The 11,197-nt window shown below is 40.6% G+C and carries 11 protein-coding genes; 8 read left to right on the top strand and 3 right to left on the bottom strand.

What is annotated here, in order from left to right:
- Nucleotides 1-344 precede the first annotated feature (344 nt).
- The 3 genes from H6G32_RS15815 (at nt 345) to H6G32_RS15805 (ending at nt 3,757) form a co-directional block, all read left to right on the top strand.
- Nucleotides 345-1,187, top strand: a complete 843-nt coding sequence (locus tag H6G32_RS15815) for a DUF2382 domain-containing protein (RefSeq protein ID WP_190459938.1) — start codon at nt 345-347, stop codon at nt 1,185-1,187.
- A gap of 584 nt (nt 1,188-1,771) precedes the next feature.
- Nucleotides 1,772-2,668 carry a DUF2382 domain-containing protein gene (locus H6G32_RS15810; RefSeq protein ID WP_190459936.1) on the top strand — a complete coding sequence of 299 codons (897 nt, stop codon included), beginning with the start codon at nt 1,772-1,774 and terminating at the stop codon, nt 2,666-2,668.
- A 225-nt stretch (nt 2,669-2,893) separates the two neighbouring features.
- Entirely contained in the window at nt 2,894-3,757 is an 864-nt protein-coding gene (locus tag H6G32_RS15805; RefSeq protein ID WP_190459924.1) for a YsnF/AvaK domain-containing protein, read from the top strand.
- A gap of 83 nt (nt 3,758-3,840) precedes the next feature.
- Here H6G32_RS15805 and H6G32_RS15800 read toward each other — a convergent pair whose 3' ends face one another.
- Nucleotides 3,841-5,028, bottom strand: a complete 1,188-nt coding sequence (locus H6G32_RS15800; protein WP_190459922.1) for an MFS transporter — start codon at nt 5,026-5,028, stop codon at nt 3,841-3,843.
- Nucleotides 5,029-5,138: 110 nt separating this feature from the next.
- Here H6G32_RS15800 and H6G32_RS15795 point away from each other — a divergent pair, with 110 nt between their 5' ends.
- The 4 genes from H6G32_RS15795 to H6G32_RS15780 all read left to right on the top strand — a co-directional run bounded on the left by H6G32_RS15795 (nt 5,139) and on the right by H6G32_RS15780 (nt 8,244).
- Nucleotides 5,139-6,053 carry an ion channel gene (locus H6G32_RS15795; RefSeq protein ID WP_190459921.1) on the top strand — a complete coding sequence of 305 codons (915 nt, stop codon included), beginning with the start codon at nt 5,139-5,141 and terminating at the stop codon, nt 6,051-6,053.
- Between the two features lie 287 nt (nt 6,054-6,340).
- On the top strand, nt 6,341-6,847 hold the full coding sequence (locus tag H6G32_RS15790; RefSeq protein WP_190459919.1) for a phage tail protein: 507 nt from the start codon (nt 6,341-6,343) through the stop codon (nt 6,845-6,847).
- A gap of 43 nt (nt 6,848-6,890) precedes the next feature.
- A complete protein-coding gene (locus H6G32_RS15785; RefSeq protein WP_190459917.1) occupies nt 6,891-7,373 on the top strand; it encodes a GNAT family N-acetyltransferase in 483 nt (160 codons plus the stop codon).
- 40 nt (nt 7,374-7,413) lie between these two features.
- Nucleotides 7,414-8,244 carry a hypothetical protein gene (locus H6G32_RS15780; protein WP_190459915.1) on the top strand — a complete coding sequence of 277 codons (831 nt, stop codon included), beginning with the start codon at nt 7,414-7,416 and terminating at the stop codon, nt 8,242-8,244.
- Nucleotides 8,245-8,252: 8 nt separating this feature from the next.
- Here H6G32_RS15780 and H6G32_RS15775 read toward each other — a convergent pair whose 3' ends face one another.
- Both H6G32_RS15775 and H6G32_RS15770 read right to left on the bottom strand, forming a co-directional pair.
- Nucleotides 8,253-8,909, bottom strand: coding sequence for a hypothetical protein (locus H6G32_RS15775; protein WP_190459913.1), 657 nt, complete (start codon nt 8,907-8,909; stop codon nt 8,253-8,255).
- A 129-nt stretch (nt 8,910-9,038) separates the two neighbouring features.
- Nucleotides 9,039-9,224 carry a hypothetical protein gene (locus H6G32_RS15770; RefSeq protein WP_190459911.1) on the bottom strand — a complete coding sequence of 62 codons (186 nt, stop codon included), beginning with the start codon at nt 9,222-9,224 and terminating at the stop codon, nt 9,039-9,041.
- A gap of 194 nt (nt 9,225-9,418) precedes the next feature.
- Here H6G32_RS15770 and H6G32_RS15765 point away from each other — a divergent pair, with 194 nt between their 5' ends.
- Nucleotides 9,419-11,092 carry an alpha/beta hydrolase gene (locus tag H6G32_RS15765; protein ID WP_190459909.1) on the top strand — a complete coding sequence of 558 codons (1,674 nt, stop codon included), beginning with the start codon at nt 9,419-9,421 and terminating at the stop codon, nt 11,090-11,092.
- Nucleotides 11,093-11,197: the final 105 nt, after the last annotated feature.

The raw sequence follows: 11,197 nt of genomic DNA, 5'->3' as shown, positions 1-11,197 counted from the left end.
TTGTCACGCTAGTAGTGTGCGTTCCCTAACGCACAATCTATAGGAGCTTCAATGAATATTTACCATTTTTTGCCAATGGGTAAGTCCTAAGAAGTTGAAAATTTTTGTTTTGGACAGCATCTTACCAGAGTCTGATTTTTGGTAAAAATAAAAGTTGATATATAACTTGAGAAGGATATAAATCGGCAATCAAATTAGCTCATAATTCCTGTTATTTGCCTGATAAAGTATGTTCTCTAGACTATACAGTCTCTCACTTTAGTTCAGTCGTCAGCCAGAGGGCAACAAGGAAAATAAATATTACGCTAGCTAGTGAATAAGATATTCTCAAGAAGTTAAAACCTATGTCTCTTCATAAGCTCGAAGAATTTGACCCCAACTACCGGGAAACCTTTGGTGGTGACGACGTTAAAAGTTTATTAGTATGCAATCAGGGAGATGAAAGAGTTGGCTCAGTTGTTGATGCTCTAGTTGACGAAAACGGCCGTTTTCGATATTTAGTAATTAACGCCAATGTAAATAATGTTAGTAAAACCATATTAATACCAATTGGTCTTACTCGCATCAACTACCCTGCCAAACGTGTTTATATTAACCAACTGAGCAGACAGCAGCTAGAAAATTTGCCTGAGTACCAACAAGATACAATCCTTGATGAAAATTATGAAGAAAAGGTACGCTATGTCTTTCGTTCACCCACGAGTGATATAACTTTTGATCGGCAAACCTACACTTACCAGCAAGAACCAGCTTTATATGATTTGAATGAACAATATCATCAAACTCTCCGACTGTATGAAGAACGATTAATTGCTAGCAAGCACCGCGTTAAAACCGGAGAAGTTGCAGTTAGTAAGCACATTGAAACGGAAGTTGCACGGGTGGGAATACCTATTCAAAAAGAACGTGTTGTCATTGAGCGAGTTCCTGCTACAGCAACAGGAACATTTGTTGATCCCAAGGAACTTAAGTTTGAAGAAGGGGAAGTAGCACGCATAGAAGTGTATGAAGAAACGCCTGATATTCATAAAGAAGCGTTTGTACGCGAAGAAGTCCGAGTCAGGAAAGTCATAGATCGAGACATGGTAGAAGCACAAGATACCATTCGTCGAGAAGAGTTAGATGTCAATACTGCCGGTGATATTCATTTTCATGAAACTGATGTGAGAAAACAAGAACCGATTTAAGTAGATGGCGAAGACATTGGTTGAAGATATAGTACAGGCAGGGTTGATTTTTCTCCCTGTCTGCATAATTGCTATAAGTAATCATAGTTTGCTAGACATATAGCAATCCTAAATCATTTGTGAAACTTGCAACCTCTCTGATTATTCTCTTTCCCTTGGCGTTCTACAGCCCTTTGGGCAAGAGCCTACGGCACGCTTCGCGAACGCTGCGCGCGGGCGTCTTGGCGGTTCGTTTAAAAAAAACTGTTCACAAATCAAATAGGATTGCTATAGTGTAATAAACTTCAGTTAGAAAAATTAATTGTAGTTGGGTTTTGTCTTGGGTTTTACCTAACAAAATATTAGTGATGTTAGCTTGGGTAGCTTGACTTCAACGACCCAGGTTGATGTATAAGACTTTAACTAAACTTTATTGAGCTACACTGCCGATGATTTTTTAGATGCAGTGAATCTAAAATAGCTCTAACTTTTGATTATTAGTTATTGAGTGAATTCAGTCGTGAGAAAGATGAAGAGCCATCAATAATTTCCTATTCTAGGAGATAGGAGAAATGTAAGGGAATCTTTCTTTGAGGCAGAATAATATGGTACTTCACAAATTAGCAGATTTTGACCCCCAATACCGGGATAGTTTTGAAGGTAAAGACATTAAGGGACTTAGTGTTTACACAGAAAACACAGACGAAAAAATTGGCACAGTTACTGATGTTTTAGTTGACGAAGAAGGTCATTTTCGCTATCTGATCGTTGACTTAGGCTTCTGGATTTTCGGTAAGAAAGTGTTGTTACCAATTGGTCGTATCCGCGTTGATTATCCGGCTGGCCGCATTTACACCATTGGCTTGACGAGGGAGCAAGCAGAAGATTTACCTGAATTTAATGAACGCCTAGCGGTTGATTATGACTATGAGGAACGAGTGCGCGGGGTATATCGCCATCCGCTAGATCAAACGCGACCTGTAGAAGCATCAAGTGCCGTAGAAACACCAGTACCGGTAGAAGGGAGAACTTATCAGCCAACGACTGCACCCACCTACGATCGCGATCGCTACAGTTACGAACAAGAGCCTTCTTTGTACGGGTTAAATGAACAAAATCATCAAACTCTGAAATTGTATGAAGAACGTTTAATTGCCAATAAACGACGCCAGAAAACTGGAGAAGTGGCGATCGGTAAGCACGTTGAAACTGAAACTGCACGGGTTGCAGTACCAGTAGAAAGAGAACGAGTTGTAATTGAGCGTGTAACGCCAACAGATGCTGGTCAAACTGTTTCTTCTCGCGAAGCTAATTTCCAGGAAGGCGAAGTTGCTCGTGTAGAAATCCACGAAGAAACACCTGAAATTCGCAAAGAAGCCTTTGTCCGTGAAGAAATTAGAGTCTCAAAAGTCGTTGATCAAGAGACAGTTGAAACTCAAGAAACCGTCCGCCGCGAAGAGTTGGATGTGGATACTTCCGGTCTTCCACGTGAGCAACGCTAACTCACATAATTAACTAGTAGATTTTTGTAAAAATCCCCAAGTCGAAAAACATGGCATATTTACCATGTTTACCAGATGTTGATTAATTGAATACAGTACAGGTGAGGCTTGTTAATTAGCCTTACCTGTTTTGGTAAATCAGTAATAGGATTAATATCATTAATCTAGATAGACTCAGATTGACAAAAGTTACTTCATAAATTCTGCATACCCATAGCCAAAAAAATGGCAAATAAAATTGGAGAAGCAAGCCAGACAATTCGCATTAGTACCTTGCTAAAAAGCTTGAAAGACAAAGTTAGAAATTTTGCCGTGATTGATAGGCAAAATCAGCAAATAGGCAAAGTTCAGGATTTAATTGTCGATGCTAATCGCCAGCTAAATTTAGTGATATCTAAACAGGTCAATCAACAAGTTGTCGATAGACACCCATTATTCCGCTTGCGGAGCCAGAGAATCACAAAGATTGACAACCCCAAAAAATCTGTTTTCATAGACCTAGAAAAATCAGAAATAGAGTATATGCCTGAATATTTAGAAACAGCAAAGCCAGATGAACAGCAATTATTAGTAAGTTCAACTGAGCAATCTAATCAAACGGCAATTATCCCAAGTGAGTCAGAAACATTATCAGAAATTGCCGAAGAAAATACTATTCGTCTACTAGAAGAAAGGCTAGTTATTGACAGTCGTAAACATAAAGTTGGTGAGGTGGTTGTTCGCAAAGAAATCGAAACTAAGATGGTACAAGTTCCTGTCCGGCGTGAGAAATTGATTGTAGAACAAGTCAGCCCAAAACACCAACAACTTGCAGAAATTGATTTAGGTCAAGGAGAAATTACTGGTATTGCGTTGACCGAAGGGAATGGATGGGAAATTGCCAGTTTTGACGGTGCTTTAACAGTAAGTGGTGAATTTAGCTCACCTAAAATTGCTAGTTTACTTTTAAATGCCATCGCCCTAGAACATAATCATGGATGTAAGCAGGTGAGAGTTACAATTCATGTTGATGATGAGTCACACCAGCAAAAATATCAGGAATGGTTTAACCGCTGTTCTAAAGGTCAAAAACCAAAACCGGCAAGTTAAACAATTCAAAATTAAAAAATAAGTTATTTGTAGGTTGGACATTACCCAGCCTACTTTTTTATGATGATTTTGAGATTTTTGAATTAACTTACTTGAGCTTGAGGCGTATATCTTTTGCGAGTGGCGATCGCTAAAAACAATACTCCAAAAGTCAGCAATCCCGCTAAATATAAAGGATAGGCATAAGTCTGAGGATTTGATTGACTAACGATCATTCCCGCAATCACAGGCCCAATCCCATTGGAAATACTTAAATAAGATGCATTCAACCCCATTGCAGTTCCTTGATCTTGGGGTTTAGCGTTCAAAGAAATTAGCGTGCTAATCATCGGTTGCACCAGAGAATTAAACAGTGAAAACAATATGCTGACTGCCAGAAAATAAGTAATACTGGGCCAAACTGGCATTAACATAAATGATAGACTGCGGAAGAATATACCTAAAAATAATATATTCACCAGATTAATTTTTTGAGTCAGAATTCCCACTCCCCAAGTCTGCATCACTACAGCAATGATGCCAAACGCGAGAAACAATAGTGTTAAAGACTGACTATTTTGATTTAAAACATGAATATAGTATGGTTGGAAGGCAAAAGTGAACATTGTAAAAGTAGTGCCCATAAAAAAGTTCAGAATAATCAGGATACCTACTTTCGGCATTACCAAACCTGTGATTAAGTTTTCTAAGCCTAAATCAAAGATATTTTTGGCCTTCTCCGCCCTATTTTGTAGAGTTTCTGGTAAGTACAAAATTGTAATTAACAATCCTAAAAGTGCAACTGCACCTGAAACTAAAAATGCAGTACCCAAAGAAATCTGCTGTGCCAGCAAACTTGTGACGGGCCCTAGTACGAAGCCTAAACCCATTGCTGCACCATAAGTCCCAAACCCCTGAGCCCGGTCTTTCGCATCAGTGATATCGGAAATAACCGCTTGAGCCACAGAAGCATTTCCACCGGTGATGCCATCGAGGAATCGACCGAAAAAGAGAACACTTGCGGTTGTCGCTGTTCCCGCTATCAAGTTAGCAACTACAGTCCCAGCCAAACTGATAATCAGTAAAGGCTTGCGTCCAAAGCGGTCAGAGAGTTTACCAATAACAGGAGTAGCAAAAAACTGAGCTATGGAGTACATGGAAAATAACAAACTCGTGTGGAAATCATCCAGACCAAATTGTTTGCCATAAAGATAGATAATGGGAATTAAAATCGTAAAACTGAGAGAATTAATAAAAGCAATTAAAGCGATAATCCAGAAATTTCGATTCATCAGCGGTATATAACCATTAGGTTTTTACTGTGCAACTGTAACTAGAACTGAAAACAACGACTTTTCAACTTTAGTCATCCTACCATTCGCCGTTCTTTTGGCTACTCTCAATGAAATTTCGACCGAAGAGACTTTTAAGGAAGCAACGAGTGCGTCCCCTCTCACGAGTTCACATTAAAATCCACAATGGACAGTTAGAGATTATGGGGATGGGTGCATGGTATTCCTACTGGCGTGATCCCTACCATTTGCTGCTGACTCTTCCTTGGTCTGGCTTTCTCTGCCTCATTTGTATTTTTTATGTGACTATAAATGCCGTTTTTGCCTTGGCTTACTGGGTAGGAGGAGATTGTATTGCCAATGCCCGACCAGGTTCTTTTTTAGATGCCTTTTTTTTCAGTGTGCAAACTTTGGCATCCATCGGCTATGGTGCGATGTATCCGAAAACAACTTACGCCAATATTATTGTCACGATTGAAGCGATGATCGGCGTGATGGGAATTGCGATGTTAACGGGGCTAGCGTTTGCCCGTTTTTCCCGACCAACAGCCCGGGTAATTTTTAGCCGTGTAACGCTGATTACAGTTTATGAGGGAATGCCCACTCTCACATTTCGCACTGCTAACCAGCGCCGGAATATGATTTTGGAGGCACAGATGCGACTGTATTTGATGCGCGATGAAGTAACGGCAGAAGGGCAGTTTATGCGCAGAATTTATGACCTCAAGCTGCTGAGGAACCAAACACCTAGCTTCACCCTAAGCTGGTCAGTGATGCATGTTATTGATCAATCTAGTCCGCTTTATGGAATGACACCAGAGTCACTGATTCAGACAAATACTATGCTTATAGCCTCGGTTAGTGGCATTGATGAAACGGTTTCACAGGTGGTTCATGCCCGTCATAGCTACGGTGCTGATGAGATTTTGTGGAACCATCAATTTGTCGATATTATGCACCAAACACCTGATGGACATCGCTATGTTGACTACCAATACTTTCACGATGTTTTGCCTTTAGAATAAGTTCGTAGTCAGGACTTTAGTCCTTGCCTTGAGCGCTTCAGCGCTGACTACAAACCCAGCAAAGTTGTGCTAGACCACTAGTAACTTGACAATCGCTCAATTCGAGTTAATTGAACCTCTAATTCCCAAAGCTAAACCTCGTGGTCGTCCAAGAGAAGGGGGCTGAAACTGGGGAAATTACTGAATGCGATCGCCAATCTGCGAAATGTCGGTTGGACTCAGGCTAGTGTATTATTTTTACAGAGAGAAAAATCTAGGATTGTACTAAATCCACAAAGGAGTCGTTTATGAGTGAACCCTTTATAGGTCAAATCATTCTGTTTGCTGGCAACTATGCACCCAAAGGATGGGCTTTGTGCCAAGGACAAATTTTATCCATTTCTCAGAACCAAGCTTTGTTCTCAATTCTCGGAACTACCTATGGAGGGAATGGGCAAACTACATTTGGACTACCAGACTTACGAGGTCGGTTCCCTATTGGTACGGGGCAAGGTCCAGGTTTGACTAACCGCGATCTTGGTGAATTAGCTGGTAGTGAGAGGCTAACTGCATCACAATTACCCGCCCATACACACCAACTAAATGGTACTGTTAGTGCCGCTACTTCGGGAGATCCCACAGGCAAATTACTAGCTAATTCACGGGCTTCTACCTATGGTACTGGTTCACCAGTTGCCTTAAGTGCATCCTCAATTAGCGCTGGAGGTTCAGCCTCACCTTCAGAAACAATGCCACCCTATCAAGGCTTAAACTATATTATTGCTCTAGAAGGAATTTATCCTTCACGGAATTAAATCAGCTAGAAGTCTTGTTTACTTGTATATCTTGAGAAATACAGTGGATTTCACTTCTCTAAATTCCCGTCTTGTTTGTCTTGAAGATGAACCCTTTATCTTCCAGCTTTATGCTAGTAGATGGGTAGAGCATTTAGAAAATTGGGGTTGGAATCTAGAACAACAAGAAAAGTTTCTGAGATTTCAATTTCAAGCACAACAGCATTCTTACCAATTTAAATTCCCTGATAGAGAACATAGAATAGTTCTCAAAGCCAATCAGCCAATTGGCAATATCTTGATTATCAGTAACGCAAATTATATCTGTCTTGCTGATATTGCTTTACTACCTTGCTATCGCAACCAAGGAATTGGAACTTTACTGATTCGTAACTTATTAACTGAAGCTGCGAATAGCAGAAAACCAGTTCATCTCCAGGTAGAAAGGTTAAATCCTGCAATTCATTTATATGAACGGTTAGGATTTTTGAAAACTGAAGACACAGGAACTCATTTCATCATGGAGTGGAGTTCCTGTGAAATCTAGTTTAGCATAAGTGTCTTGTTTTTAAGGATATATTTTAGCTATGACTTCAAATATCAATGCCGATTACTTACCACAAATTTGGGGACGCACAACCAAACGCCGAAATTTTCTGCTGATGGGTTCAGCATTCTCAGCCAGTTTTATCTTGCCCATAGTTCTAAAATCTACTGGTTTAATCGCAGCCAGCAACTACAACAATCAGATTACCAAAAATCTGGCTGATAATTCTAGCTCTGAAGTGGGATTTTGGCATTCAAATCCCAGCTTAGTTGAGAATAATCACTTTGCCGCAAATATGATTTCAGCCCAGGAATTGCCATCTGGAGATTTAGCTTTTGCACAGCATGGAGCTAGAATGAAGATTCATGGATTATATCTACCAGATAGTTCAAACTTGCGTTCATTGACAGTGCATCTGCACTATAAACCGAGCGAACTTCAAGCAGAAGTTAAGGTTTGTGCTTGGTGTTATACAACAGAGCCAATCACCAACATTGCTCCAGCTACAAACTTTTTCGTTCCAGTTGAGCAATTGCAGGGCATAAAGCTATCATTGGAATGGGAGAGTTCACTAAATGCTAGTTCAGAATCTAAACAGTCGCAAATTGAAAACAACTCACTGCAACTATCTCTTGGACATGAGGAAAGTAAGTCAAAATTGCAGCGCGGTACTTACTTGATTACTGCTCAGAATCAATCTGTCGGGGAACTACCGCTGTGGAAAGATTATGAGATTAGGTCTAAGGAATTAGGTAATGAAAATTTACCACACCAGATATTTCGATTTGACCAAAACCATCATAAATTAGTGGCAGTAAATTTTCCTTACCTAATCATTTCTATTGACTACGAGAAACAAACTTCTGTATAAAACAAAATTTACAGACTATTCTTCTGATGTCTCTTAATCTGAAATTGCCTGCGCTGACCTTGCCATAAAGCTACAGCAATACCAGATGTAAAGAGTAAGGTACCTGGGAATGTTGTTGGTTCTGGAACATCAGTAGCAGGCGGCAACGAGCCAAGATTAATGTTATTAGAACCTGTAGAAACAGTTTCAGCAATAGTGTTATTAAAAGTGCCGAAACCATCATCAGGATTAAATACAGTAGTCACCAAAAAGTATTGGGTATTAGCAATCAAGTTAATACCATTAAATCCTGATGATAAAGTGTCAGGAAAATTATCATTGGCAATCACTGCATTAGTGAGGGGATTTTCTGGATCAAAACTATTACCATACAATATGGTGACGTTATTCCAATTAGTAGCTCCAGGGCTCAAAGGTTGAGTAGTAAGTCCAGTAACTTGACTTAAAAAATTGTACGTGCCAGAATTGCTGACAAAAAAGGGTTGACTGATATAAGGAAATATTTCACCGATATTAACAGTAGAAGTAGGTGGATTACCCTCGTTAGGAGAATCAAATAAGGGTGCTCCTGTGAGATCTCCTGTAAAGGAAATACTAACTGCTAGAGAAGGTAATGAAAATATAAAAAAGGATACAATTGTAGTACTTAAGTACATAAATTTCATAGAATTACCTTAAAAATTGATTGCAGAAACCTATTTGTTTGCAATAATAACCTGGTTTCACAATTTCTAAAAGTTTTTGATCAATAAACTGGAAAATGCTGCAACTGATTGGATAAAGTCGAGCTTAGATTAGTTAGTCGTCAAAGTTTGCAATTTTTTAACGACAACGCGGCCATTTTCAACCACAGTGCAATTTTTCTCTGCATTTTTACTGTGGTTGCCAGAGATATTTTGTTCCTGTTGTTGGTGAGAGATATTTTGTTCCTGTTGTTGGTTGAGGACAACTACACAACTGGGGCAATTTGGGAAAGACATATAATCGCTTTGATCTCTAGATTAATTATGGCGCTTCGGTGCGATCGCTTCAATCAAGGGTAATTCGCCCCAATCTCACCCCAAAATTACGCCATTTTTGCTTTCAATCTTTCAATTTTATAGCCCACAGGCGTAGGGGCACAATATATTGTCCTCCTACAATGACTGTATTCCACACATTTGAAAATTGCTGTATGAAAAAAACTCTGAAATACCTGAGTTTAGGGCTGCTATCTACATTTTTGACGGCAACCCCTGGACTGGGAGCGGAGCGTATTAGCTTTTTTTTCCCGCCCTTTGGGGAATTTTCTTTGTCTGCTGACTCTTTAGAACTCTTTGCCAAAGAAGGCAAAATTAATCATGAATTAGAATTTTATGCTCAACGCGCCACTCGCCAACAACTCGATCAACTGCGGGATCTCCTCCAGCAGCGGTTTAATGTCACTCCCACCTTGGTGTCTCAGTTTACCTATTCACCTATAGGGGAAAAGGTGGTGCAACGTTTAGGAGAATTGGTGCTGACTGATTCACACCAGAACGGCTTTTATGCCTTACGTAGCGCTTTCATTTTAGCGGCTGCTGACCCCCAAGGCTTTACAGTTGTGAATGTGCTGCGTAAGTATCCCAGCAATACAGTGCGGCTAAATTTTTCTGAAGGGTTAGAGATAGTCAAAAACTTGTCAGAATTGCTGAAAACTAGGGATGCAGTTGTAACTTTTATTCAACAAGAGGCCAACACACAAGCTACTAATTCACCTGTTGACTTCTCCCAAAAGCCAGATTTGCGCCTACCAGGAACCTTTAGTTTTGAGAAAATCAACTTTACTCTCAATGATAGTAAACGCGATCGCCGTTTGCCGGTGGATCTCTATTTGCCCCAAGCAACCCCCCAAAGCCCAACAGATGCCGCTTCACCTCCCTTTCCCCTGATTATCATGTCTCATGGTCTGGCCTCAGACCGCTATGCTTTTATTTACCTGGCTCAACATCTGGCATCCTACGGTTTTGCTGTCGCCGTACTAGAACACCCTGGTAGTAATGCCGAACGCTTTCAGCAATTCTTCGCGGGTTTGGCAGGGCCACCAGATGCAAAGGAATTAATCAACCGACCAATGGATGTTAAGTATGTACTAGATGGACTCCAGCAAATGGAGAAATCTGATCCCAGTCTCCAAGGAAAACTCAATTTTCAGCGAGTTGGGGTGATAGGTCATTCTTATGGCGGCTACACTGCTCTTACCTTGGCTGGAGCAAAAATTAACTTTCAGCAAATCCGCCGAGTTTGCAATCCCAATAGATCCTTAAATTTGTCGGTTTTGTTGCAGTGTAGCGCTACTGACTTACTGCCCATAAATTATCAGCTAAAGGACGATCGCATCAAGGCAGTTATTGCAATTAATCCTTTTAACAGTTCCATCTTCACTCAAAGGGGCGTCAGTCAAATTCAAGTGCCAGTCATGCTGGTAGGGGGCAGTCAAGATATTGTCACCCCAGTAGTACCTGAGCAAATTCTCCCCTTCACTTGGCTGACTTACCCCAACAAATATCTAGTCTTAATTGAAAACGCCACCCATTTTACGGCACTTGCCGAACCAACTCCTGAGAATAGTGTATTACCTGTGCCATCCGCCTTGCTAGGCCCAAACCCTGGCCCTGCTTATTCCTATCTCAGAGCGTTGAGTGTGGCTTTCTTACAAACCCATCTGCTCAACCGCCCCGAATATCGCCCTTACTTGCAGCCATCCTATGGTCAATACATTAGTAAGGAGCCTCTTAATCTCAGCCTTTTACAGTCGTTAACGACAGATCAGTTAGCTCAAGCATTGAACGGGGCAACTCGTCAATCAGTCGCACCATCAAAACCTTAAGGTCATAGCTAGGACTTACTTTTCAACGGGGGTTACCCCCCACCACCCTAGCTTCTCTTGCCAGAGGTCGATGTCTACTGTTAATTAACGCCAGAGCGAGAAAAT

It is taken from the genome of Cylindrospermum sp. FACHB-282 (genome assembly GCF_014697195.1).
Lineage (GTDB): Bacteria > Cyanobacteriota > Cyanobacteriia > Cyanobacteriales > Nostocaceae > Cylindrospermum.
Note: the sequence above shows the minus strand (reverse complement) of the source record. Positions and strands in the feature narration are given on the sequence as shown.

Bases quoted from the DNA above. Each gene is read 5' to 3' on its own strand.
- H6G32_RS15780 (WP_190459915.1), top strand. From the start codon at position 7,414: ATGACTTCAAATATCAATGCCGATTACTTACCACAAATTTGGGGACGC.
- H6G32_RS15805 (WP_190459924.1), top strand. From the start codon at position 2,894: ATGGCAAATAAAATTGGAGAAGCAAGCCAGACAATTCGCATTAGTACC.
- H6G32_RS15810 (WP_190459936.1), top strand. From the start codon at position 1,772: ATGGTACTTCACAAATTAGCAGATTTTGACCCCCAATACCGGGATAGT.
- H6G32_RS15795 (WP_190459921.1), top strand. From the start codon at position 5,139: ATGAAATTTCGACCGAAGAGACTTTTAAGGAAGCAACGAGTGCGTCCC.
- H6G32_RS15775 (WP_190459913.1), bottom strand. From the start codon at position 8,909: ATGAAATTTATGTACTTAAGTACTACAATTGTATCCTTTTTTATATTT.
- H6G32_RS15800 (WP_190459922.1), bottom strand. From the start codon at position 5,028: ATGAATCGAAATTTCTGGATTATCGCTTTAATTGCTTTTATTAATTCT.
- H6G32_RS15790 (WP_190459919.1), top strand. From the start codon at position 6,341: ATGAGTGAACCCTTTATAGGTCAAATCATTCTGTTTGCTGGCAACTAT.
- H6G32_RS15765 (WP_190459909.1), top strand. From the start codon at position 9,419: ATGAAAAAAACTCTGAAATACCTGAGTTTAGGGCTGCTATCTACATTT.
- H6G32_RS15770 (WP_190459911.1), bottom strand. From the start codon at position 9,224: ATGTCTTTCCCAAATTGCCCCAGTTGTGTAGTTGTCCTCAACCAACAA.
- H6G32_RS15815 (WP_190459938.1), top strand. From the start codon at position 345: ATGTCTCTTCATAAGCTCGAAGAATTTGACCCCAACTACCGGGAAACC.